This window comes from Pseudomonas gingeri (assembly GCF_013385425.1).
Lineage (GTDB): Bacteria > Pseudomonadota > Gammaproteobacteria > Pseudomonadales > Pseudomonadaceae > Aquipseudomonas > Aquipseudomonas gingeri_D.
Genome location: NZ_JACAQA010000019.1, coordinates 111,318 through 135,508, shown reverse-complemented (window position 1 = coordinate 135,508; position 24,191 = coordinate 111,318). Strand labels below are relative to the sequence as shown.

The following is a 24,191-nucleotide window of genomic DNA, read 5'->3' as shown; positions in this document are numbered from 1 at the left end:
GCCCGTGCCCCCGACCAAAGCCGACTGTCCGCACGCGCGCAGGGCTGTATACTTGCGCTCAAATTTGAGGAGCGCTCCATGGTCGAAGATGTAGAACTCAATCGCCTCTATTGGCACAGCCGGCGCGGCATGCTGGAGCTGGACGTGTTGCTGGTACCGTTCGTCAGGGAGGTGTACCCGCATCTGAGCCAGGCTGACCGCGACTGCTATCGCAACCTGCTCGAATGCGAGGACCAGGACATGTTCGGCTGGTTCATGGAGCGCTCCGAATCGGAAGATCCTGAGTTGCAGCGAATGGTTCGCATGATCCTGGATCGTGTCCAGCCCAAGTAATCTGTTCGAATGCCGCTGGCAGGCCTCACGGCTGCTGCCGGCGGCGTATCTCGGGGCCCTGGGCCTTTCGTTGGTTTCGCTTTGTCTGCTGGATATTCCGCGCTGGGCCAGTCTGTCCGGGGCTTTGCTGTGCCTGCTGCATGGCGCCTGGGTGTTGCCACGGCAGTTGCTGCTGAGCCATCCGTCGGCTTTTACCGGCTTGCGCCGTGACGAGCAGGGCTGGCAGCTGTGGAGCCAGGCCGCTGGCTGGCAGCCGGTGCAGTTGTGTCGCGACAGCCTGGCCCTGCCGTGGCTGGTGCTGCTGCGTTTTCGCCTGCCGGGCGAGCGCCGGGTCCGTGCGCTGTGTGTTCCCTGGGATGCGCAGGCGCCGGATGTGCATCGGCGCCTGCGCGTACGCTTGAAGTTCAGCCGACGTAGGTGGGCGGCACCAGGATAGTGTCCAGAGCCTCGGGCAGCAGGTCCGGGTAGTCGAGGGTGTAATGCAGGCCCCGGCTTTCCTTGCGTTCCATGGCTGAACGAATCATCAGTTCGGCGACCTGGGCCAGGTTGCGCAACTCGATCAGGTCGCGGCTGACCTTGTAGTTGCTGTAGAACTCATCGATCTCGTCCAGCAGCAGGCGCACCCGATGTTGCGCCCGTTGCAGGCGCTTGTTGGTGCGCACGATCCCGACGTAGTCCCACATAAAGCGCCGCAGTTCGTCCCAGTTGTGCGCGATGATCACGTCCTCGTCGGAGTCGGTCACCTGGCTCGCATCCCAGCTCGGCAGGGCGGCCGGCACGGCGATCTGCGGCAGTTGCTGGAGAATGTCCGCCGCCGCCGAGCGGGCGTAGACGAAACATTCGAGCAGCGAGTTGCTGGCCATGCGGTTGGCGCCGTGCAGGCCGGTGAAGCTGGTCTCGCCGATGGCGTACAGGCCGGGCACATCGGTACGGCCCTGTTGGTCCACCAGCACGCCGCCACAGGTGTAGTGCGCGGCCGGGACCACGGGAATCGGGCCTTTGGTGATGTCGATGGAGAATTCCAGGCAGCGTTCGTACACCGTCGGGAAGTGCGCCTTGATAAAAGCTTCGGGCTTGTGGCTGATGTCCAGATAGACGCAGTCGATGCCCAGGCGCTTCATCTCGTGGTCGATGGCCCGGGCCACGATGTCCCGTGGTGCCAGTTCGGCCCGTGGATCGAAGCGCGGCATGAAGCGTTCGCCGTTGGGCAGCTTCAGGTGCGCGCCTTCGCCACGCAGGGCCTCGGTGATCAGAAAACTCTTGGCCTGGGGGTGATACAGGCAGGTGGGGTGGAACTGGTTGAACTCCAGGTTCGCCACCCGGCAGCCCGAGCGCCAGGCCATGGCGATGCCGTCGCCGCAGGCACCGTCGGGGTTGCTGGTATAGAGGTAGACCTTGGCCGCGCCGCCCGAGGCGAGCACGGTGAAACGCGCGCCATAGGTGTCCACCTCGCCGGTGCCGCGGTCAAGCACGTAGGCCCCCAGGCAGCGGTCGCCGGCCAGGCCCAGGCGTTTTTCGGTGATCAGGTCGACGGCCACCCGTTGTTCCAGCAGCTCGATATTGGGCCGCCGGCGGGCTTGCTCCAGCAGGGTCTTGAAGATCGCCGCGCCGGTGGCGTCGGCGGCATGGATGATCCGTCGATGGCTATGGCCGCCCTCGCGGGTCAGGTGGAACTCGAAACCGCCGTCATCGGCACTGGCCTCTTCGTCGCGGGTAAACGGCACGCCCTGGTCGATCAGCCACTGGATGGCCTCGCGGCTGTGCTCGACGGTGAAGCGCACGGCGTCTTCGTGGCACAGGCCACCGCCGGCGTTGAGGGTGTCCTCGACGTGGGACTGCACGGTGTCGGTATCGTCGAGCACCGCGGCGACTCCGCCCTGGGCCCAGAAAGTCGAACCGTTGGCCAGGTTGCCCTTGCTCAGGACGGCAATGCGCAGATGGCTGGGCAGGGTGAGGGCCAGGCTCAGGCCGGCGGCACCGCTGCCAATCACCAGCACATCGTGTTGAAAATGTCGGCTCATCAGAAACATCCGAAAAAAGCGCCCGGGGGCAGTTGCCGGGCCCCGCCCGACAGCCCACTAGTATATGGCTGGGGGGAGCGGCACAATAGCCGGGCCTTTGTGGCATTGTGAAAGGGCTGTGGGCGCTGAGTGTGCGCCAGTCCATGCCGCCATGCATGCGCTTTTGCAGGGTAAGGCAATGATTTTTCAGCTATAACCAAGGCTCAGGCAGCCGTGGTCAGCACAGCCATTACAATGCCATTACTCGCAGGGGGTTCCGGGAACTTTTACGGGGCTCCGGGCTCCCATGCGGGGTGCCTGAAAGAAGGGGACAGCGTCGGCTTTATGCGAGGTGCCTGAGACGGCCTTCGCAAGCAGATTCGACGACCAGATTATTCACGCAGTCGGCGCTGGCCGTGCTGCGTTTTTCGTGTGTGTCCGTTCGGCGGGCCACAGGAAACTTGCTTGAAGGGGGAGAACTTTTGCCAGAAGCCCGAGTCTATGTTTGCAAGCCTGGTCAATTCGCGATGCACGCCTCCTTCAGGTCCTATGAGGAGTGTTCATGCTAACCCAGGAAGAGGATCAGCAGCTGGTCGAGCGCGTTCAACGCGGCGACAAGCGGGCATTTGATCTGCTGGTGCTGAAGTATCAGCACAAAATTCTCGGGTTGATCGTGCGATTCGTGCACGACACCCATGAAGCCCAGGACGTTGCACAGGAAGCCTTTATCAAAGCCTACCGTGCATTGGGCAATTTTCGCGGTGACAGTGCTTTTTACACCTGGCTCTACCGCATCGCCATCAACACGGCGAAGAACTACCTGGTGTCCCGCGGTCGCAGGCCACCGGACAGCGATGTGAGTTCAGAGGACGCGGAGTTCTACGACGGCGATCATGGCCTCAAGGACCTCGAGTCGCCGGAGCGTGCATTGTTGCGGGATGAGATCGAAGGCACCGTCCATCGGACCATCCAGCAATTGCCAGAAGATTTGCGTACGGCTTTAACTTTACGTGAATTCGACGGTCTGAGTTATGAGGACATTGCAGCCGTCATGCAGTGTCCGGTGGGCACCGTGCGCTCCCGGATTTTCCGCGCTCGGGAGGCCATCGATAAAGCCCTGCAGCCGTTGTTGCAGGAAACCTGAGACAGCGGCGACAGCCAAGAGAGGAACCGCCATGAGTCGTGAAGCCCTGCAGGAATCGCTGTCCGCGGTGATGGATAACGAAGCGGACGAACTGGAATTGCGTCGGGTGCTCAATGCCCTTGACGATGCCGAGACCCGTGCCACCTGGTCTCGTTACCAAATCGCCCGGGCAGTGATGCACAAGGAACTGTTGGACCCGCGCCTGGACCTGGCCTCGGCCGTTTCCGCGGCCCTGGCCGGCGGAGAAGTCCCGGCTAAAAACACTCGCGGTCCGTGGCGTACCCTCGGTCGCCTGGCCGTCGCGGCCTCGGTCACCCTGGCCGTACTGGCCGGTGTGCGTCTGTACAACCAGGATGACATTGTCGGTGCCCAACTGGCCCAGCAATCGAACCAGCCAGGCTTGGTTGCCCCTACGGCCAAAGGCCCGGCGGTGCTGGCCGGCTACACTGAAAGCAGCGACCAGTCGACCGGCCCGATGGCCAACGGCGTGCTGCAGCAAGGCCAGTCCGGCTGGCACGATCAGCGTTTGCCAGGCTATCTGCGCCAGCATGCGCAACAGGCCGCACTCAAGGGCTCTGAAAGTGCTCTGCCCTACGCCCGTGCCGCCAGCTTGGAAAACCGTTAAGGAGGATCATGCGCGCGCTACCTCTTCTAACGCTGGTGCTCAGTGGCTGGTGGGTTCTTCCAGCCCAGGCCGATGAGGCCCAGGACTGGTTGAACCGTCTTGGGCAAGCCGAGCAGCAGCAAAGCTTTCAGGGCACTTTCGTCTACGAGCGCAACGGTAGTTTTTCTACCCATGGCATCTGGCACCTGGTGCGCGATGGCAAGGTTCGTGAGCGTCTGATCCAGCTCGATGGCTCGGCACAAGAGGTTGTTCGCGTCGATGGTCATACCCAGTGCGTCAGTGGTGCGCTGGTGGCGGGGCTCGGCGATATGCCCGATTCCCATACCCGCTCCCTGGACACCCAGACCCTCAAGACCTGGTACGACATCACTGTCGTCGGCAAGTCGCGGGTGGCCGGTCGTGCCGCCGTGGTGGTCTCGCTGACGCCGCGTGACCAGCATCGTTATGGTTTTGAACTGCATCTGGATCGTGAGACCGGCTTGCCCTTGAAGTCATTGTTGCTCAATGACAAGGGGCAGTTGCTGGAGCGTTTCCAGTTCACCGAATTGAATACCACCCAGCCTCCCGAGGAAAGCCAGGTACAGCCGAGTGCCGAGTGCAAGCCGGTGGTCCTGTTGACCAACCAGGCCCAGCCCAAGGTGCAGGCACTGGGAGCAGCGGTGGCCCAGTTGTGGCATTCGGACTGGCTGCCGCCGGGTTTCGAACTGGTCAGCAGCACGGCGCGGGTCGACCCGGCCACCAAGGTCGAGGTCAGCAGCTTGATGTATGACGACGGTCTGTCGCGTTTTTCGGTGTTCCTTGAGCCCCTCAACGGTGCCACGGTAACCGACGCCCGGGCCCAGTTGGGGCCGACGGTCGCGGTGTCGCGACACCTGACCACGCCGAGCGGCGACATCATGGTCACGGTGGTGGGGGAGATTCCCATCGGTACGGCCGAACGGATTGCACTGTCCATGCGTTCCGGCAATGCGCAGGCCAAGCAGTGAGCTGCTGAATCATGGGGGCTGTGGGAGGCTAGTGCGGAAATGTTTGGTGATCAAATTCATTTGCAAATATCCCTGAATTTTCCTATAGGTCAGAGCCCCTCAACTCTGGCCTTGTTTGCTGTTTCCGGTCCGAAAGTCCCGGCGTTTCATGCCTGGGGCTTGCAAGGGCCTATCGCTTAATCATGCTCGTTGTTCACGGGAGCCATATGTCGATACCACGCTTGAAGTCTTATCTGTCCATTGTCGCCACCGTCCTGGTGCTCGGCCAGGCGATGACCGCCCAGGCCGCTGACTTGCCCGACTTCACCAAACTGGTGGAGCAGGCTTCGCCGGCGGTGGTCAATATCAGCACCACCCAGAAACTGCCGGATCGCAAGGTTTCCGACATGCAGGGGCTCGAAGGCCTGCCGCCGGAAATCCAGCAATTCTTCCGCGGTTTCCCGCAGCCGCGCAGTCCGAAAGGTGGTGGCGGTGGCGGCGGTCGCCAGCGTGAAGCCCAGTCCCTGGGATCGGGCTTCATCATCTCCAAGGACGGCTACATCCTGACCAACAACCATGTGGTCGCCGATGCCGACGAGATCGTGGTACGCCTGGCCGATCGCAGTGAACTCAAGGCCAAGCTGGTGGGCACCGACCCACGTTCCGACGTGGCGCTGTTGAAGATCGACGGCAAGGACCTGCCGACCCTCAAGCTCGGCAAGTCCAAGGACCTGAAGGCCGGTCAGTGGGTGGTGGCCATCGGTTCGCCGTTTGGCTTTGACCATACCGTGACCCAGGGCATCGTCAGCGCCGTGGGCCGCAGTCTGCCGAACGAGAACTATGTCCCGTTCATCCAGACCGACGTGCCGATCAACCCGGGTAACTCCGGTGGCCCGCTGTTCAACCTTGACGGTGAAGTGGTCGGGATCAACTCGCAGATCTATACCCGCTCCGGTGGTTTCATGGGGGTTTCCTTCGCGATCCCGATCGACGTGGCCATGGACGTCTCCGACCAACTGAAGGCCGGTGGCAAGGTCAGCCGTGGCTGGTTGGGCGTGGTGATCCAGGAGGTCAACAAGGACCTGGCCGAGTCGTTCGGCCTGGACAAGCCTGCCGGTGCCCTGGTCGCCCAGGTGCAGGACGGTGGTCCGGCGGCCAAGGGTGGCCTGCAGGTCGGTGACGTGATCCTCAGCCTGAACGGCCAGCCGATCGAGCTGTCGGCTGACCTGCCGCATCTGGTCGGCGCGTTGAAGGCCGGTGACAAGGCATCCCTGGAAGTGATTCGTGAAGGCAAGCGCAAGACCGTGGACCTGACGGTCGGTGCGATTCCGGACGAAGGCAAGGAAATGGATCTCGCCAAGGCCAACGGTGCCGAGCGCAGCAGCAACCGCCTGGGGATTTCCGTGGTCGAGCTGAGCGATGAGCAGAAGAAAGACAACGACCTCAAGGGGGGCGTGGTCATCAAGGATGTCCAGGACGGTCCCGCAGCCTTGATCGGCCTGCAACCGGGCGATGTGATCACCCACCTGAACAACCAGGCGATCACTAGCGCGGCGCAGTTCACCGACATTGCCAAGGCCCTGCCGAAGAATCGTTCGGTGTCCATGCGCGTACTGCGTCAGGGACGTGCCAGCTTCATTACCTTCAAATTGGCTGAATAAGCCCGACTGAAGTCGCTGTATGAAAAAGCCCGCCTCGAAACAGGCGGGCTTTTTTGCGCCGGTTTACTTGGAAGGTTTGGGCAGGCGGACCAACTGGCTGTTGGAGTAGATGTCGTGCCAGCTGCGCTTCTGCTTGTCGACCAGCGACCAGAGGAAACCCAGGCCGAAGATCCAGGAAGCAATCGATACGATAAAGCGCAGCAGCGCCTGCCAGAGACTGATGGCCGTACCGTCGACGTTCTGTACGCGGACTCCCCAGACCTGCATGCCCAGGGTCTGGCCCTTGTAGGTCCAGAACTTGGCGAAGAAGCCGAACAGTACGAACAGCAGAATCGTCGACAGCAGCGGATCGCCGTCCAGTGCCCCGGCATCGGAGAGCTTGCGCAGTTGCTGCTCGCCGACGATTGCCATCTGCACCAGCTTGTAGATAAAAGCAGTGACGATCAGCAGCGCGGTGCACAGCAGGAAATCATAGAACATCGCGGCCAGGCGACGGCCCAGGCCGGCGGCGGGGAAATCACCCTGGGGGCTCAGCACGTGTTTTGACATGGTGGCTCTCTCCGTGAGGACTGAAAAAAGCCAGTTTACGAAATTGCGCCCATAAAAAAGCCCCTGATATCAATATCAGGGGCTTTTCATTGCAAGAAAACGGGCTCCCTGGGGATCAGGCTTCCGCTTGCACTTCATCAGCCTGCATGCCTTTCTGGCCCTGCACGGCGACGAAGGTCACTTTCTGGCCTTCTTTCAGGCTCTTGAAGCCGTTGCCCTGAATAGCGCGGAAATGGACGAACAGATCCGGACCGCTTTCTGGAGTGATAAAACCAAAACCTTTCTCGTCGTTAAACCACTTGACGGTACCGCTCTGACGTTGGGACATTTTCTTATTTCCTTGACGCTAAAATTAATGACAGTCCCTTTCATATGAAAGAGTACTGGGCTGGGTTGCAGGAAAGTAAGAGGCGTCGAACGGGTTGTAGCAAACTTCAGGCTACTGCCCAGGTCACGATTCCAAGCGACCCATGCAAACACAGTGGAGAAACTCTACGCCAACTCCGGGAGAAAAAACAAGCCCTGCGAAACCCCCAGGTTTATGGCTGTTTATGGGGGGTTGCAGGGCCTTGCAGGCGGTCGCTGGCCATCCACGTGGGTGGGCTTATTTTAGACTGTTATAACGCAAGTTCATTGACGCATATATGCACTGTTTTGTGGCGGTTGCGTGACAAGGTAGTGCACTGTTTCAACGTCGGCTTAGTTGTTACTGTAAGTATCAACAGGGGTATCGGCCCCTGTTGAAGACGCTGTATCAGCCCCTGTAGTAACGCTGTGGCACAAACGGCATTTTGCTCACCTTGAGCGGTACGCGCTTGCCGCGCACGATGGCCCAGACTTCGCTGTCCAGGGTGGCCTGCGAGCTGTCTACATAGCCCATGGCCAGAGGCGCGCCGAGGGTCGGACCGAAGCCGCCGCTGCAGACATTGCCAATCACCTGGCCGTCCTGGTCGACGATTTCCGCGCCTTCGCGCACCGGTGTGCGTTCCTGCGGTAACAGGCCTACACGTTTGCGTGACACACCCTGTTGCTGCTGGGCAAAAACCGTCTCGGCACCGGGGAAACCACCGGCCCGTGCACCGTCGATGCGGCGGACCTTGGAGATCGCCCAGAGCAGGCTGGCCTCGACCGGGGTGGTCTCGCTGTTCATGTCGTGCCCGTACAGGCACAGGCCGGCTTCCAGGCGCAGGGAATCGCGGGCGCCGAGGCCGATGGCCTCGACTTCGGTTTCGGCCAGCAGGCTGCGGGCCAGGGCTTCGGCGCTGGCAGCCGGTACGGAAATTTCGAAACCGTCTTCGCCGGTGTAGCCGGAGCGGCTGACGTAGCAGTCCACCCCCAGCAGGCGCACGCTGGCGAACTGCATAAAGGTCATTTTTGTCACTTCAGGGGCCAGGCGCGCCAGGACGCTGACCGCGGCCGGGCCTTGCAGGGCGAGCAGGGCGCGTTCTTCGAACAGAGGCAGGACTTCGCACAGGTGGCCCAGGTGTTTTTGCAGGTGCGCCAGGTCCTGTTCCTTGCAGGCGGCGTTGACCACCAGGAACAGTTCGTCGTTGCCCAGGTTGGCGACCATCAGGTCATCGAGGATGCCACCGGCTTCGTTGGTGAACATCGCATAACGCTGCATGCCCACCGGCAGGTCGATGATATCCACCGGTACCAGGGCTTCCAGGGCCTTGGCGGCAGCGGCGCCGACCAGGCGGATCTGGCCCATGTGCGAGACATCGAACAGCCCGGCTTTTTCACGGGTGTGCTGGTGTTCTTTCATCACGCCCAACGGGTATTGCACCGGCATGTCGTAGCCGGCGAACGGCACCATGCGCGCGCCGAGTTGCAGGTGCAGGGCGTGCAGCGGGGTTTGCTTCAGGGATTCGGTGGACATTGCAGCTCCTTAAATGGGGTGTGGAGGGGATGGCCAGAACCACTCCCCTTGAATGAGGGTCAGCACTCGATGATGTTGACGGCCAGACCGCCGCGCGCGGTCTCCTTGTATTTGCTTTTCATGTCGGCGCCGGTCTGGCGCATGGTGCGAATCACCTTGTCGAGGGAGACGAAGTGCTGGCCGTCGCCGCGCAGGGCCATGCGCACGGCGTTGATGGCTTTCACCGAGCCCATGGCGTTGCGTTCGATGCACGGCACTTGCACCAGGCCGCCGATGGGGTCGCAGGTCAGGCCAAGGTTGTGTTCCATGCCGATTTCAGCGGCGTTCTCCACCTGTTGCACGGTGCCGCCGAGCACTTCGCACAAGGCCCCGGCGGCCATCGAGCAGGCCACGCCGACTTCGCCCTGGCAGCCGACTTCGGCGCCGGAGATCGAGGCGTTTTCCTTGTAGAGAATGCCGATGGCGGCGGCTGTGAGAAGGAAACGCACCACGCCGTCTTCATTGGCACCGGCAATAAAGCGCATGTAGTAATGCAACACGGCGGGGATGATCCCGGCCGCACCGTTGGTGGGCGCGGTGACCACGCGGCCGCCGTTGGCGTTTTCTTCATTGACCGCCAGGGCGTAGAGGTTGACCCAGTCCAGCACCGACAGCGCATCGCGCAACGCCGCTTCCGGGTGCTTGCACAGCTGGCGATGGAGTGCCGCGGCGCGCCGCTTGACCTTCAAGCCGCCGGGCAGGATGCCTTCATTGCGGCAACCGGCGTCGACGCAGTCCTGCATCACCTGCCAGATCTTCAGCAGGCCGGCGCGGGTTTCCGCCTCCGGGCGCCAGGCGCTTTCGTTGGTCAGCATCACCTGGCTGATGGACAGGCCGTAGGTGGTGCAATGGCCGAGCAGTTCCTTGGCGCTTTTGAACGGGAAGGTCAGCGGCGTGCTGTCCTCGACGATGCGGTCGGCGCCGGCGGCGTCTTCATCGACCACGAAACCGCCGCCCACCGAGTAATACTCGCGGCTGCGGATCTGGATGCCGGCGGCGTCGAAGGCGCGGAAGATCATGCCGTTGGGGTGATAGGCCAGGGGTTTCCTGATCATCGCCAGGTGGAGTTTTTCATTGAATTCGATGGAGTGCTCGCCGAGCAGATTCAGGCGGCCGTTACTGCGAATAGTGTGCAGGCGGGCGGCGACGGATTCTGTATCGACGGTATCCGGGTGTTCACCTTCCAGGCCCAGGAGCACGGCCTTGTCGCTGCCATGGCCTTTGCCGGTGGCGCCGAGGGAGCCGTACAGCTCGACTTTGACGCTGGTGGTCTGTGACAGCAGTTGCTCGCGCCGCAAACCCTCGACGAAACGCGCGGCTGCGCGCATCGGACCGACGGTGTGGGAGCTGGAGGGACCGATGCCGATCTTGAACAGGTCGAACACGCTCAGGGACATGTGGGTTCTCCGGTGTTTTCTAATAATTATCGGCTTGGAAGCACGTCAGGTGTCTTATAGGGGCGGGTTTGACCGCGAAGTTTTTGCTGGCCTCAGGGGCCTCTTCGCGGGCAAGCTCCGCTCCCACAATATCCGGGTTGAATCCGGACCTTTTGTACAAACGAAAAACCTGTGGGAGCGGTGCTTGCCCGCGAAGACGTCGGGGCAGGCACCGCTGAACCGGATGTTTACACCGGGTTAAGCGTAGTTCTCGATCGACGGGCAGGCGCAGACCAGGTTGCGGTCGCCGAACACGTTGTCGACACGCCCCACCGGCGGCCAGTACTTGCCTTCGATCAAGGACGCCACCGGGTACACCGCCTGTTCGCGGCTGTACGGATGGAACCACTCGCCGACGATTTCCGCCGCGGTGTGCGGGGCGTTCTTCAGCGGGTTGTCGTCCTTGTCCAGGCTGCCGTTTTCCACCGCGCGGATTTCTTCGCGGATGTGGATCATGGCGTCGCAGAAGCGGTCCAGTTCTTCCTTGGATTCGCTTTCGGTCGGCTCGATCATCAGGGTGCCGGCCACCGGGAACGACATGGTCGGGGCATGGAAACCGAAGTCGATCAGGCGCTTGGCGACGTCATCGACGCTGATGCCGCTGCTGTCCTTCAACGGACGCAGGTCGAGGATGCACTCGTGGGCCACCAGGCCGTTGCTGCCGCTGTAGAGCACCGGGTAGTGCTCTTCCAGGCGCCGGGCGATGTAGTTGGCATTGAGGATCGCCAACTGCGAGGCGCGCTTGAGGCCTTCGCCACCCATCATGCGGATATACATCCAGGTGATCGGCAGGATGCTTGCGCTGCCGAACGGCGCCGCGCAGACCGCGCCTTCCTTGCGCTCCATGGTGCCGTGACCCGGCAGGAACGGCGTCAGGTGCGACTTCACACCGATCGGGCCGACGCCCGGGCCGCCACCGCCGTGGGGAATGCAGAAGGTCTTGTGCAGGTTCAGGTGCGATACATCGCCGCCGAACTTGCCCGGGGCGCAGAGGCCGACCATGGCGTTCATGTTGGCGCCGTCGATATACACCTGGCCGCCGTTGTCATGAATGATGCCGCAGATTTCGCGGATACCTTCCTCGAACACACCGTGGGTCGACGGGTAGGTGATCATCAGCGCGGCGAGGTGCTCGCGGTGCTCGATCGCCTTGGCCCGCAGGTCTTCGATATCGACGTTACCGCGGGCATCGCAGGCGGTGACGATCACGCGCATGCCGGCCATGTTCGCCGTGGCCGGGTTGGTGCCGTGGGCCGACGACGGGATCAGGCAGATATCGCGGCGCTCGTCGCCACGGCTCTGGTGGTAGGCGCGGATCGCCAGCAGGCCGGCGTATTCGCCCTGGGAACCGGCGTTCGGTTGCAGGGAAATCGCGTCGTAGCCGGTGGCGGCGCAGAGCATCGCTTCCAGCTCGTCGGTCAGTTGCTGGTAGCCGGCGCTTTGCTCGGCCGGGGCGAACGGGTGCAGGGCACCGAATTCGGCCCAGGTCACCGGGATCATTTCGCTGGCGGCATTGAGCTTCATGGTGCAGGAGCCCAGCGGGATCATGGTGCGATCCAGGGCCAGGTCCTTGTCGGCCAGCTTGCGCAGGTAGCGCATCAGCTCGGTTTCCGAGTGATAACGGTTGAATACCGGGTGGCTGAGGATGGCCGACTGGCGCACCAGGGCTGCCGGGATACGGCTTTCGACCGACGCGGCCAGGACGTTGAAGTCCGGTACGGACTTGCCGCCGGCCAGCAGTTTCCACAGGTTTTCGATATCGGCCTGGCTGGTGGTTTCGTCCAGGGACAGGCCCAGGCGCTGGGCATCCACGACGCGCAGGTTGATGCGCTGGGCATGGGCCTGTTCGTGCAGGGCCGCGGTCTGGGCGCCGGTGTTGAGGGTCAGGGTGTCGAAGAAGTTGTCCTGCTCGACCGTCAGGCCCAGGGCGCTCAAGCCCTTGGCGAGGATCGCGGTGAAGCCGTGGATACGCTGGGCAATCTGGATCAGGCCTTTTGGACCGTGATACACCGCGTACATGCTGGCGATGTTGGCCAGCAGGACCTGGGCGGTGCAGATGTTGCTGGTGGCTTTCTCGCGACGGATATGTTGCTCGCGGGTCTGCATGGCCAGGCGCAGGGCCGGCTTGCCGAAACGGTCCACCGAGACGCCGACCAGACGGCCGGGCATGTCGCGCTTGAACGCATCGCGGGTGGAGAAGTAGGCCGCGTGCGGGCCACCGAAGCCCAGCGGGACACCAAAGCGCTGGGCGCTGCCGATGGCCACGTCGGCACCGAACTCGCCCGGCGGGGTCAGCAGGGTCAGGGCCAGCAGGTCGGCGGCGACCGCCACCAGGGCGTTGGCCGCATGGAAACGCTCGGTCAGGGCGCGGTAGTCGAACAGATCACCGTTGCTCGCCGGGTATTGCAGCAGGGCGCCGAAGAACGGGCTGACGTCGGTCAGTTGGTGTTCATCGCCCACCACCACGTTGATGCCCAGGGGCTCGGCACGGGTGCGCAGGACGTCGAGGGTCTGCGGATGGCAGTGCACGGAGGCGAAGAAGGCGTTGCTGCCCTTGTTCTTGCTCAGGCGCTTGCAGAAGGTCATGGCTTCGGCGGCGGCGGTGGCTTCGTCGAGCAGCGAGGCGTTGGCGATCGGCAGGCCGCTGAGGTCGCTGATCAGGGTCTGGAAATTCAGCAGCGCTTCCAGGCGACCCTGGGAGATTTCCGGTTGGTACGGGGTGTAGGCGGTGTACCAGGCGGGGTTTTCCAGGAGGTTGCGCAGGATCGGCGACGGCGTATGGCAGTTGTAGTAGCCCTGGCCGATGTAGGTCTTGAACAGCTGGTTTTTCGCGGCGATGGCCTTGATCGACGCCAGGGCGTCGGCTTCGCTTTGCCCGGCCCCGAGGTCAAGGACGCTGGTGCCCTTGATGCTGTCGGGGATCACGCTGGCGCTGAGGGCTTGCAGGGAGTCGAAACCGAGGGTTTCGAGCATGGCCTGTTCGTCTGTCTGGCGCGGGCCGATATGACGGGCGATAAATTCGTTGGCGGTGCTGAGATTGACAGTCATGACAGTTCCTCAGGCGTTGGCTTTGATCAGTTGGTCGTAGGCATCCTGATCCAGCAGTCTAGCGACTGCCGAGGCATCGGTTGGGCGGAAGCGGAAAAACCAGCCTTCGCCCAGCGGATCTTCGTTGACCAGCTCGGGGCTGTCTTCCAGCGCCGGGTTGAATTCGAGCACTTCACCGTCCAGGGGCATGTACACGCCGCTGGCGGCCTTGACCGATTCCACGGTGGCGGCTTCGGCGCCTTTGTCGTACTGCTGCAGTTCCGGCAGTTGCACAAACACCACGTCGCCCAGGGCGTTTTGCGCGAAAGCCGTGATGCCGACCGTGACACTGCCATCGGCTTCGGTACGCAGCCATTCGTGGTCTTCAGTAAAACGCAACTCGCTCATGGAAACTCCTAAGGGGGCCAGACTCGTCGTCAGGTGGACGCAGGGGATGCGGGATCGACGTCCCGCTGAATGGGAGTTCCCATAGCAAGTTTGTGGCCAATACTTCGCGGGGCTTGTAAATCAAGGGTTTGCGGGTTTTTTGCGCACACTGGATGGCCGCAGCTGTAGCGAAATCGCTACAGCTGGAGGGCAGAAAAAAAGCCTAACAGGATCAAAGCCTTGTGCAGTGGGGATTGGCTTGAAGTGTAGCGAAATCGTTCCACTGTAGCGCTTTCAGTACAGATGGAGGTCGCTTTTCGTGCGTGTTGCCTCAGGGCTTGCCGGGAATGCCGTATTTGCGCAGGCGATGGGCAATGGCCGTATGGGAGGTCTGCAGTCGACTGGCCAGTTGCCGGGTCGAGGGATACTGCACGTAGAGCTTTTCCAGCAGGGTCTTCTCGAAATCCTCGACCGCCTGTTCCAGGCTGTCGATCTCCGGGTCGCTCTGACGTGCCACCGAGGTTCCGGCAATGTCCAGGTCGCCGATATCCACCACGCTGCTCTCGCAGATCGCCGCCGCGCGGAAGATCACGTTCTGCAATTGCCGTACATTGCCCGGCCAGCGGTTGTCCAGCAACGCTGGATAGGTTCCGGGTGCCAGCCGGCAGACCGGACGCTGGATCTGCGTGCAGGCCTGCTGCATGAAATAGCGTGCCAGCAACAGGATGTCCTGGCCGCGCTCGCGCAGCGGCGGGACCTCGACATTGAGCACGTTCAGCCGGTAGAACAGGTCTTCGCGAAAACTGCCTTCGCTGACCATCTTCTCCAGGTTGCGGTGGGTGGCGCTGAGAATCCGCACGTTGACCTTGACCTCGCGGTCCCCGCCGACGCGACGGAAGCTGCCGTCATTGAGAAAACGCAGCAACTTGGCTTGCAGGTATGGCGACATTTCGCCGATCTCATCAAGAAACACCGTGCCCTGGTTCGCCAATTCCATCAGTCCCGGCTTGCCGCCGCGCTGGGCGCCGGTAAAGGCCCCGGGGGCGTAGCCGAACAGTTCGCTTTCGGCGAGGTTCTCCGGCAGGGCCGCGCAGTTCAGGGCCAGGAAGGGGGCACTGTGGCGCGCACTGATGGCATGGCAGGCCCGCGCCACCAGCTCCTTGCCGGTGCCGGTTTCGCCCTGGATCAGCAGCGGTGCGTCGAGGGCCGCGACCCGCTGGGCACGGGCCTTGAGGGTACGAATCGCCGGAGACTCGCCGAGCAGCGCGTCGAAACCTTCGGCATGGTCGTGGTGCAGAGCCGACAGACGCTCGCCGATGCGGTTCGGCTGGTACAGGGTCAGCAGTGCGCCGGCATCGGTGATCGGCGTGGCGTCGAGCAGCAGGGTCTGGCCGTTGACGGTGATTTCCCGCAGCGGCAGGCGGAAACCGTTTTCCAGCAGGGTGTCCAGGAGATTGGGGTCGGCAAAGAGTTCGGCGACGCTTTCACCCGCCGGCTCGCGACCGTACAGGGCAATCAGCGCCGGGTTGGCCAGCAGCACGTGGCCGGCGCTGTCCAGGGCCAGCACCGGGTCGGTCATGGCCGCGAGCAGGGCGTCGAGTTGCAGGTGGCGGCGCTGTCCCGGGAGGATATCCACCACCGTCACCGCCTCTACGCCACGGACGCTGAACAGCGCGTCGCGCAACTCCTCGAGCACTTGCGGGCTGAGGGTCGGGGCGTCGATATAGACGTTGGGCGGAACCATCTCCACCGCATCCAGGTTGAGATTGCGTCCACCGAGCAGGGCCAGGACTTCCTGGGTGATGCCGACGCGGTCGATGAAACTGACGTGGATACGCATGGGGCGATTCGGTGTTCCGGGCGCGAGGGCGGCAATTATGCCTTGGCGTGTGGGGTTTGGTGAAATCTACCGCGTGAACGCCCCTGTCCTGTTACTGGAACGAGCCTCTGGTCAGCTCAGATGTTCAAGCTTCATCGGGTCGCCTGACTTGACGTCGAGCTTGGCCCGCACATCCTCGAACATCTCGTCGTAGTATTTGTGCAGGGAAATGATGCTGGCATTTTTCGGCATGCCGTATTTCTGCGCGATATGGCTGGCGACGCGGGCAAAGTCGAAGGCCTGGTCCTTGGGCATGAAGAACGACTCGTCGAGGGACTTGCCCTCGATGGTGCCGTGCAAGGTAAAGCGCATGCCGGTGCCTTCCTTCGGGTCCTGGGCGACTTCATAGTCGAAACTCAGGTTGTAGCTGAAATCGTCCTTGTTCAGCGCATGGCGCTCGATATGCAGGTGACCGGGCGTGAACGTGGCCATGGTGTTCTCCTTCAAGGCATGGAGTAGGGCAGACCACGGGCCTGCCCGATGGTTCTCATGAATAAGTGATGCCGGGCTGTGCCGTACTGATCCGCGTACCCGCCTTACCTTGGACTATCGCCTCGATATCCGCCAGTGAACCGATCACCGCGGCCTTGCCGGTGTGCCGGGCGAACTCGCAGGCGGCCTGGACTTTCGGGCCCATGGAGCCGGCGGCGAAACCGAGTTTTTCGAGATCGTCCGGATGGGCCTGGATAATGGCCTTCTGGGACGGCTGGCCCCAGTCGACAAAAGCGGCATTGACGTCCGTGGCGATCACCAGCAGGTCGGCCTCCAGCTGTTCGGCCAGCAGCGCCGAGCACAGGTCCTTGTCGATCACCGCTTCGATGCCCTTGAGCTTGCCGTCCTCGCCGTACATTGTCGGGATGCCGCCACCGCCGGCACAGATCACGATGCTGCCCTTGTCCAGCAGCCATTTGATCGGACGGATCTCGAAGATGCGCTTGGGTTTCGGGCTGGCGACCACGCGGCGGAATTTGTCGCCGTCCGGGGCGATGCTCCAGCCTTTTTCAGTGGCCAGTCGTTCTGCTTCGGCCTTGCTGTAGACCGGGCCGATGGGCTTGCTCGGATGCTGGAAAGCCGGGTCCTCGGGGTCGACTTCGACCTGGGTGAGCAGGGTGGCGAAGGGCACTTCGAAGTCCAGCAGGTTGCCCAGTTCCTGTTCGATGATGTAGCCGATCATGCCTTCGGTTTCGGCGCCGAGCACGTCCAGCGGGTAGGGCGAGAGCTGGGTGTAGGCGGCCGCCTGCAACGACAGCAGGCCGACCTGCGGGCCGTTGCCGTGGGCGATGACCAACTGGTTGCCGGGGTAGATCTTGGCAATCTGTTCGGTGGCGATACGGATATTGGCGCGTTGATTGTCCGCGGTCATGGGTTCACCACGACGCAGGAGGGCGTTACCGCCCAATGCGACGACGATACGCATAAGTACTGTCCTTCCAGAGGTTGCATGAGTTCCCCTGTAGGAGCGAGCTTGCTCGCGATGGAGGTCGACGATAACGCGGGGTACCAGGTGTCACAGGGCGCCCGTGCGATTATCGCGAGCTTGCTCGCTCCTACAGGGGGAGCGCCGGTCCTAGATATCCGCCAGCGCCGACACCAGGATCGCCTTGATCGTGTGCATGCGGTTTTCCGCCTGCTCGAAAGCGATATTGGCCGGCGACTCGAACACCTCCTCGGTCACTTCAACTCCATTGGCCAGGTGCGGGTAACGCGACGCGATATCCTTGCCGACCTTGGTCTCGCTGTTGTGGAACGCCGGCAGGCAGTGCATGAACTTGACCCGGGGATTGCCTGAGGCCTTCATCATTTTTGCATTGACCTGATACGGCATCAGTTGCTCGATACGTTCGTCCCAGGCCTCCACCGGCTCACCCATGGACACCCAGATATCGGTGTGGATGAAGTCCACGCCCTTGACCGCTTCCTGCGGGTCTTCGGTGATGGTGATGCGCGCGCCGCTTTCCTCGGCAAAGGCCTTGCACTGGGCGATGAAATCGTCATGGGGCCAGAGGGCTTTTGGCGCACCGATGCGCACGTCCATACCCAGCTTGGCGCCGATCATCAGCAGCGAGTTGCCCATGTTGTAGCGCGCATCGCCAAGGTAGGCGTAGCTGATGTCATGCAGCGGCTTGTCGCTGTGCTCGCGCATGGTCAGGGTGTCGGCGATCATCTGTGTCGGGTGGAACTCGGCGGTCAGGCCGTTGAACACCGGCACGCCGGCGAACTTCGCCAGTTCTTCGACGATCTCCTGTTCGAAGCCCCGGTACTCGATGGCGTCGAACATCCGCCCCAGCACGCGGGCGGTGTCCTTCATGCTTTCCTTGTGGCCGATCTGCGACGACACCGGGTCGATATAGGTGACGTGGGCGCCCTGGTCATGGGCCGCGACTTCGAAGGCGCAACGGGTGCGGGTCGAGGTCTTCTCGAAGATCAGCGCGATGTTCTTGCCCTTGAGGTGCTGCTGCTCGGTGCCGGTGTACTTGGCGCGCTTGAGGTCGCGGGACAGGTCCAGCAGGTAGTGCAGCTCGCGATTGGTGTGGTGCATCAAGCTCAGCAGGCTGCGGTTACGCATATTAAAAGCCATTTCTTGGATCTCCTCGGGTATGGGTTATCCGCCTGTCTCGGTCGGGTGCCGCCGTCCTGTAGGAGCTGGGCTTGCCCGCGAAGGCGTCTTCAAGATCGCCAAAAGCTTCGCGGGCAAGCCCGGCTCCTACCAGGGGCAAGGGCAGGCTTGAATATCGGTCAGTAATCGATCGGGTCACGGATGATCGGGCAGGTCATGCAGTGACCACCGCCGCGGCCACGGCCCAGTTCGCTGGCGCTGATGGTGATGACCTCCACGCCGGCCTTGCGCAGCAGGGTGTTGGTGTAGGTGTTGCGGTCGTAGCCGATCACCACGCCGGGCTCCACGGCCACCACGTTGTTACCGTCGTCCCACTGTTCGCGTTCGGCGGCGAAGCTGTTGCCGCCGGTTTCCACCACCCGCAGGGCCTTGAGGTTGAGGGCCTGGGCGACGGTGTCGAGGAAGTTGGTTTCTTCCCGGCGGACATCGATGCCACCGGGCTTGCTCTCGTCAGGGCGCAGGGTGAAGGCGACGATCTGGTTCACTACTTCCGGGAAGATGGTCACCAGGTCGCGGTTGCAGAAGCTGAATACGGTGTCCAGGTGCATGGCCGCGCGGGACTTCGGCAGGCCGGCGACGATCACCCGCTCCACGGCGTTGTGCTTGAACAGGTTCAGCGCCAGCTGGCCGATGGCCTGGCGCGAGGAGCGTTCGCCCATGCCGATCAGCACCACGCCGTTGCCCAGGGGCATCACGTCGCCGCCTTCGAGGGTGGCGTTGCCGTGCTCCTGGTCCGGGTCGCCGTACCAGACCTGGAAGTCGGCGTTGACGAATTCCGGGTGGAATTTGTAGATGGCACTGGCCAGCAGGGTTTCCTGGCGTCGCGCCGGCCAGTACATCGGGTTGAGGGTCACGCCGCCAAAGATCCAGCAGGTGGTGTCGCGGGTGAACTGGGTATTGGGCAGCGGCGGCAGGATAAAGCTGGAGTGGCCGAGGAAGTCGCGGAACATCTCGATGGTCTTGCCGCCGAAGCTGTTCGGCAGGTCATCGGCCGAGACGCCGCCGATCAGGAACTCGGCGATCTTGCGCGGTTCCAGGCTGCGCAGCCACGAGTCGACCTCGTGGACCAGCCCCAGGCCGACCTGGTTGGCGGTGATCTTGCGTTCGAGGATCCAGTCCAGGGCTTCCTTCTGAGCGACGATATCGGTCAGCAGGTTGTGCATTTCCAGCACGTCGATATCGCGTTCGCGCATCTTGGTGACGAAGTCGAAGTGATCGCGCTTGGCCTGGGCCACCCAGATCACATCGTCGAACAGCAGCTCATCGCAGTTGTTCGGAGTCAGCCGCTGGTGCGCCAGGCCCGGTGAGCAGACCAGCACCTTGCGCAGCTTGCCGGCTTCGGAATGAACGCCGTATTTCACTTTTTCCGTGGTCATTGCAGATCCTCCAGGGAACGAAACAATCAGGGTGTCAAAGGGTCAGGAAGCCGTCGTACAGGCCATAGGCAGCCACCAGGGCGCCTATGACCACCGCGGCGAAAATCAGCTTCTCGACAGTGGTGAAAATCGCTTTGCCCAGCTCGTGCTTGGCCTTGGCGAACAGAATCACGCCGGGGGCATAGAGCAGGGCGGAGAGCAGCAGGTACTTGGTGCCGCCGGCGTACAGCAGCCAGATCGCGTAGATCAGGGCGATGGCGCCGATGACCAGGTCCTTGCGGCGTTCGCCCGGGGCCTGTTCATAACTTTCGCCGCGCACCGCCAGCAGCACGGCATAGGCCGCCGACCACAGGTAGGGCACCAGGATCATCGAGGTGGCGAGGTAGATCAGCGACAGGTAGGTACTGGCGGAAAACAGCGTGATGATCAGGAAGATCTGCACCATGGCGTTGGTCAGCCAGAGGGCGTTGGCCGGTACCTGGTTGGCGTTCTCGCGGCGCAGGAACTCCGGCATGGTGTGGTCCTTGGCGGCGGCGAACATGATCTCCGCGCACAGCAGCACCCAGGACAGCAGGGCGCCGAGCAGCGAGATGATCAGGCCGACGCTGATCAGCACCGCGCCCCAGTGGCCGACTACATGTTCGAGCACGGCGGCCATGGACGGGTTCTGCAGTTTCGCCAGTTCCGGCTGGGTCATGATCCCCAGGGACAGGACGTTGACCAGCACCAGGAACAGCAACACGGTGATAAAACCGATGACCGTGGCCTTGCCCACGTCCGAGCGTTTTTCCGCGCGGGCAGAGAAGATGCTCGCGCCCTCGATGCCGATAAACACCCAGACGGTGACCAGCATCATATTGCGCACCTGGTTCATGACACTGCCCAGGCTCGGGTTCTTCACGCCCCAAATGTCGGCGGTGAAGATATCCAGCTTGAAAGCGAACAGCGCGATCAGCAGGAACAGCAGCAGCGGCACGACCTTGGCCACGGTGGTGACCAGGTTGATGAAGGCCGCTTCCTTGATACCGCGCAGTACCAGCCAGTGCACGGCCCACAACAGCACCGAGGCCCCGACGACGGCGGCCACGGTATTGCCTTCGCCAAACACCGGGAAGAAGTAACCCAGGGTGCTGAACAGCAGGACGAAGTAGCCGACGTTGCCCAGCCAGGCACTGATCCAGTAACCCCAGGCGGACGAGAAACCCATATAGTCGCCGAAACCGGCCTTGGCGTAGGCGTAGACCCCACCGTCCAGGTTCGGTTTGCGATTGGCCAGGGTCTGGAACACGAAGGCCAGGGTCAACATGCCCACGGCGGTAATCGCCCAGCCAATCAATACCGCGCCGACATCGGCGCTGGCAGCCATGTTTTGCGGCAGGGAAAAGATACCGCCGCCAATCATTGAACCCACCACCAGAGCGACCAGCGCACCTAATCGCAGTTTTCCGGGTGATTCAGACATTGCATGACTCCAATCCATGGGAATTGAGGCGATAGGGTAGGCCAGGGGCAAAAACGAAAAATGATATAGATCAGATCATTGGCACATTCCGTTGTTTATGAACGACTTTTGGGGCCGCGCGGACACGCGGGCCTGCGTCTTAAGACACCCGTCCTAGAGCGGTCGAATGAGCGTTGAAAAGAATATTTCGTATTGCTGTGGAGGCTTAAACTAGACAAACCTGTGGATTGTGCAAATTTCGGACAGCGTTTTTTTAAACGCGTTCGATTTATTGGAAACAGCCCACAGGATCATCGAGTCGAACGGGTTTCATAGGTGCTATCGGTCTTGAGCGACTACTTTTTTCATCCCTATCGAATAAACGTAGTGGCACATTGGATAATTAATCGAGTGAGCATTTGTTGCTTTGTTAAATATTGAAACAATTAAGTAATCAAGATGACGCATATATCAAGTGACGACCTGAGAACTGCGCTTCGGCGTGGTGATGGGGTCTACGAGGGAGGAGCATTGATGCTGAATCCCCGGGGGATCCTTGAGGTGGTTGATGATCCAGAGGGCCTCTTCGCGGGCAAGCCACGCTCCTACAGTTTTGCGTGAAAACGAAATGTCATGTACGACACCAAACTGTAGGAGCGTGGCTTGCCCGCGAAAGCGGTTTCGAACTCACCACCACTGCGGCGGATGAGTCCCCAGCTTCGTAGCAGCCAAGGCCCACTGCAACGGCACCGCCCCGACCTTCAGCGGCGACAGCAAACGTTGCGCCGGGCCCCAGGACGTCTGTTCCAGCACCGGGTTCCAGTCCTGCGCCCCTGCGGGCAACAGCGCTTCGGTCCCATTGACCGCCCCCTGTTCCACCAGCAACTTCGCCGTACGGGCCAGTGACAAACGCGCCGACCCTCCCAGCCCGCTGTGCAACCGTTCGGTCAGCGCGCGGATCGCCGCGGCCGCCATCAGGTAGCCGGTGGCATGGTCCAGCGCTTGCACCGGCAGTGGGACGGGCTTGTCCGCCTGTTTCCACAACATGCCGGCCTGGGCGATACCACTGCTCATCTGCACCAGGCTGTCGAAGCCCCGGCGATTGCGCCACGGGCCGCTCCAGCCGTAGGCGTTCAGGCTCACATCGATCAGCCCGGGGGCCAGGCGCTGGCGCCGTCGGGCATCGTAGCCGAGCCCGTCCAGTGCATCGGCGCGGTAGCCGTGCAGGAGGATATCGGCCCCGCCGAGCAGGCCTTCGAAGATCTCGCGATCAGCCGCGTCATGCAGGTTCAGGCGGGCGCAGTGCTTGCCCAGGGTCACGTCCGGGGTCAGGGCCGGCTCGTCCCAGCTCGGCGGATCGATGCGCAGCACCTCGGCACCCAGCCCTGCCAGCAAGCGGCTGGCCACGGGGCCGGCGAGTACGCGGGTCAGGTCGAGAACTTTGATGCCTGCCAATGGCCGTACCTGCGAGCCGAGCCAGGTCCGTGAACCATGGCTGTCGTGGGTGTTTCGCTGAACCAGAGGCTCGGCATTGACCGCAAGCCCTTGGGGGTGTTCCTTCCAGGCGGCCCATGAGCGCATTTGCGCGGCGCAGCCACCGGCCTCGACCACCGCCAGCTCCAGCTCGTCGGCCGCCCATTGGGCAACTTTTTCAGCCATGGCGCTGCGATCCGCCGCCAGTCCCAGGACGCGCTCGGCGGCGCGGCGATGATGGGGGGCGTTGGTGTGCAGGCGGATCCAGCCATCGGCGCTGGCGTAGTCGCCGGCAATCGGGTCCCAGGGCGGCGGGATTTCCCAGCCTGCGGGTTGTACCGCCGTGCCGAACCAGAGTGAAGCCAGGCGCCGGTCGACTTCGACGGCGGGGCGCTGCCCGTTCTGTTGCAGCAGCAGTTCGGCGACGGCCTGGCCGGCAGCGGCGAGTGTGGCGCCGGCCAGTTCGGTAACGGCAAAAGTCGAGGGTAGAACGCCGCTGCCGGTGAACAGTGGCGGCGAGAGGGGCAGGTCGAGTGCGGCTTGAATGGACGTCAATAGATCGGTCATCGAAGGCTCTCCGTGAGAAGGGCCATTGCACCTGAAATACGGGCGATTGTCGATGTCGGGTGTGGCCTCCAGACCGTCAATATATTCTTGATCCTGGCCCTGCTATTCCGATCCATGCGGTCCCTGTAGGAGCCGGCTTGCTGGCGATCCGGGCGACGCGGATTAACAGGAAACCGCGTCGCTGCCATCGCCAGCAAGCCGGCTTACAAGTCGGTGTTTGCCGAAAAATGCCCTCCCGCAGGAACTGACGGGGGCTCAGGACGCGTCAGGCAGCGCAAGCCGCTCCGGACGCGACCAGATCCACAGGTTGCCCAGGCTCATCCCGGCGATGGCCAGGTAGATCGGCCAGCCGTGTTCGAGCATTACCAGCATCAGCGTGGCGCAGAGCAGCATGCTCACGGTGGCACTGACCTTGGCCTTGCGGGTGATGATCTTGCCGTTGCGCCAGTTGCTCAGGATCGGGCCGAACAGCCGGTGGTTTTCCAGCCAGGCACTCAGGCGCGGCGAACTTTTGGTGGCGGCCCAGGCGGCCAGCAGGATGAACTCGGTGGTCGGCAGGCCGGGAATGACGATGGCGACCAGGCCGATACCCAGGCTGACATAGGCGAGCAGGCCGAAGAGCACGCGGACGAGTTTGGAGGAGGAGGGTTTTGGCTGGGTCATGGCGTCAATTGTGCGGCGATGGAGTGAATGGCTCAAGCCCCGGATCCTGTGGTTGCCTGTGCAAAGGGGTGTACGCAAGATTAGGGCGCTACGCGTAACGTGTAGGAGCGAGCTTGCTCGCGATGGTCTG

Annotated in this window: 21 protein-coding genes; 6 read left to right on the top strand and 15 right to left on the bottom strand. The window is 62.4% G+C overall.

Annotated elements, in window-relative coordinates; all coding sequences use genetic code 11:
* Nucleotides 1-78: 78 nt before the first annotated feature.
* Nucleotides 79-333 carry an FAD assembly factor SdhE gene (locus tag HX830_RS22580; protein WP_100944438.1) on the top strand — a complete coding sequence of 85 codons (255 nt, stop codon included), beginning with the start codon at nt 79-81 and terminating at the stop codon, nt 331-333.
* Entirely contained in the window at nt 317-769 is a 453-nt protein-coding gene (locus HX830_RS22575; RefSeq protein WP_177102744.1) for a protein YgfX, read from the top strand. The genes HX830_RS22580 and HX830_RS22575 overlap by 17 nt, the downstream gene beginning before the upstream one ends.
* On the opposite strand, the gene nadB is transcribed toward HX830_RS22575, so the two are convergent.
* Nucleotides 738-2,354 carry an L-aspartate oxidase gene (gene nadB, locus HX830_RS22570; protein WP_103498291.1) on the bottom strand — a complete coding sequence of 539 codons (1,617 nt, stop codon included), beginning with the start codon at nt 2,352-2,354 and terminating at the stop codon, nt 738-740. The two genes, HX830_RS22575 and nadB, sit on opposite strands and share 32 nt — an antisense overlap.
* A 541-nt stretch (nt 2,355-2,895) precedes the next feature.
* Between nadB and rpoE the strand changes: the two genes are divergently transcribed.
* The 4 genes from rpoE to HX830_RS22550 all read left to right on the top strand — a co-directional run bounded on the left by rpoE (nt 2,896) and on the right by HX830_RS22550 (nt 6,728).
* Entirely contained in the window at nt 2,896-3,477 is a 582-nt protein-coding gene (gene rpoE / locus HX830_RS22565; protein ID WP_017127586.1) for an RNA polymerase sigma factor RpoE, read from the top strand.
* A 31-nt stretch (nt 3,478-3,508) separates the two neighbouring features.
* On the top strand, nt 3,509-4,102 hold the full coding sequence (locus tag HX830_RS22560) for a sigma-E factor negative regulatory protein (RefSeq protein WP_177102742.1): 594 nt from the start codon (nt 3,509-3,511) through the stop codon (nt 4,100-4,102).
* 8 nt (nt 4,103-4,110) lie between these two features.
* Nucleotides 4,111-5,088: a MucB/RseB C-terminal domain-containing protein gene (locus HX830_RS22555; RefSeq protein WP_177102740.1), complete on the top strand. Its 978-nt coding sequence runs from the start codon at nt 4,111-4,113 to the stop codon at nt 5,086-5,088.
* A 206-nt stretch (nt 5,089-5,294) separates the two neighbouring features.
* Complete coding sequence (locus HX830_RS22550) at nt 5,295-6,728, top strand: DegQ family serine endoprotease (protein WP_177102738.1); 1,434 nt, start codon at nt 5,295-5,297, stop codon at nt 6,726-6,728.
* Between the two features lie 63 nt (nt 6,729-6,791).
* On the opposite strand, the gene HX830_RS22545 is transcribed toward HX830_RS22550, so the two are convergent.
* The 14 genes from HX830_RS22545 to HX830_RS22480 all read right to left on the bottom strand — a co-directional run bounded on the left by HX830_RS22545 (nt 6,792) and on the right by HX830_RS22480 (nt 24,061).
* Entirely contained in the window at nt 6,792-7,277 is a 486-nt protein-coding gene (locus tag HX830_RS22545; protein WP_177102736.1) for an RDD family protein, read from the bottom strand.
* A gap of 115 nt (nt 7,278-7,392) precedes the next feature.
* Nucleotides 7,393-7,605: a cold-shock protein gene (locus tag HX830_RS22540; protein WP_003175786.1), complete on the bottom strand. Its 213-nt coding sequence runs from the start codon at nt 7,603-7,605 to the stop codon at nt 7,393-7,395.
* A 426-nt stretch (nt 7,606-8,031) separates the two neighbouring features.
* Nucleotides 8,032-9,156 carry a glycine cleavage system aminomethyltransferase GcvT gene (gene gcvT / locus HX830_RS22535; RefSeq protein ID WP_177102734.1) on the bottom strand — a complete coding sequence of 375 codons (1,125 nt, stop codon included), beginning with the start codon at nt 9,154-9,156 and terminating at the stop codon, nt 8,032-8,034.
* A gap of 59 nt (nt 9,157-9,215) precedes the next feature.
* Nucleotides 9,216-10,592: an L-serine ammonia-lyase gene (locus HX830_RS22530; RefSeq protein WP_177102732.1), complete on the bottom strand. Its 1,377-nt coding sequence runs from the start codon at nt 10,590-10,592 to the stop codon at nt 9,216-9,218.
* A gap of 237 nt (nt 10,593-10,829) precedes the next feature.
* Complete coding sequence (gene gcvP / locus HX830_RS22525; RefSeq protein WP_177102730.1) at nt 10,830-13,679, bottom strand: aminomethyl-transferring glycine dehydrogenase; 2,850 nt, start codon at nt 13,677-13,679, stop codon at nt 10,830-10,832.
* A 9-nt stretch (nt 13,680-13,688) separates the two neighbouring features.
* The gene (gene gcvH / locus HX830_RS22520; RefSeq protein ID WP_152741312.1) at nt 13,689-14,066 is read right to left on the bottom strand and encodes a glycine cleavage system protein GcvH; all 378 of its coding nucleotides are present in this window, start codon (nt 14,064-14,066) and stop codon (nt 13,689-13,691) included.
* Between the two features lie 310 nt (nt 14,067-14,376).
* Nucleotides 14,377-15,885 (bottom strand): sigma-54-dependent transcriptional regulator, encoded by a 1,509-nt coding sequence (locus HX830_RS22515; RefSeq protein WP_152741311.1) that lies wholly within the window; start codon nt 15,883-15,885, stop codon nt 14,377-14,379.
* Between the two features lie 111 nt (nt 15,886-15,996).
* Entirely contained in the window at nt 15,997-16,356 is a 360-nt protein-coding gene (locus HX830_RS22510) for a DUF5064 family protein (RefSeq protein ID WP_103494217.1), read from the bottom strand.
* A 55-nt stretch (nt 16,357-16,411) separates the two neighbouring features.
* A complete protein-coding gene (gene arcC / locus HX830_RS22505; RefSeq protein ID WP_177102728.1) occupies nt 16,412-17,341 on the bottom strand; it encodes a carbamate kinase in 930 nt (309 codons plus the stop codon).
* 150 nt (nt 17,342-17,491) lie between these two features.
* Entirely contained in the window at nt 17,492-18,502 is a 1,011-nt protein-coding gene (locus HX830_RS22500; RefSeq protein WP_177102727.1) for an ornithine carbamoyltransferase, read from the bottom strand.
* Nucleotides 18,503-18,660: 158 nt separating this feature from the next.
* A complete protein-coding gene (gene arcA / locus HX830_RS22495; RefSeq protein WP_177102726.1) occupies nt 18,661-19,917 on the bottom strand; it encodes an arginine deiminase in 1,257 nt (418 codons plus the stop codon).
* 34 nt (nt 19,918-19,951) lie between these two features.
* Nucleotides 19,952-21,379: an arginine-ornithine antiporter gene (gene arcD / locus HX830_RS22490; protein WP_152741308.1), complete on the bottom strand. Its 1,428-nt coding sequence runs from the start codon at nt 21,377-21,379 to the stop codon at nt 19,952-19,954.
* A gap of 666 nt (nt 21,380-22,045) precedes the next feature.
* Nucleotides 22,046-23,398 (bottom strand): CoA transferase, encoded by a 1,353-nt coding sequence (locus HX830_RS22485; protein WP_152741307.1) that lies wholly within the window; start codon nt 23,396-23,398, stop codon nt 22,046-22,048.
* 255 nt (nt 23,399-23,653) lie between these two features.
* Nucleotides 23,654-24,061, bottom strand: coding sequence for a YbaN family protein (locus tag HX830_RS22480; protein ID WP_177102827.1), 408 nt, complete (start codon nt 24,059-24,061; stop codon nt 23,654-23,656).
* Nucleotides 24,062-24,191 lie beyond the last annotated feature (130 nt).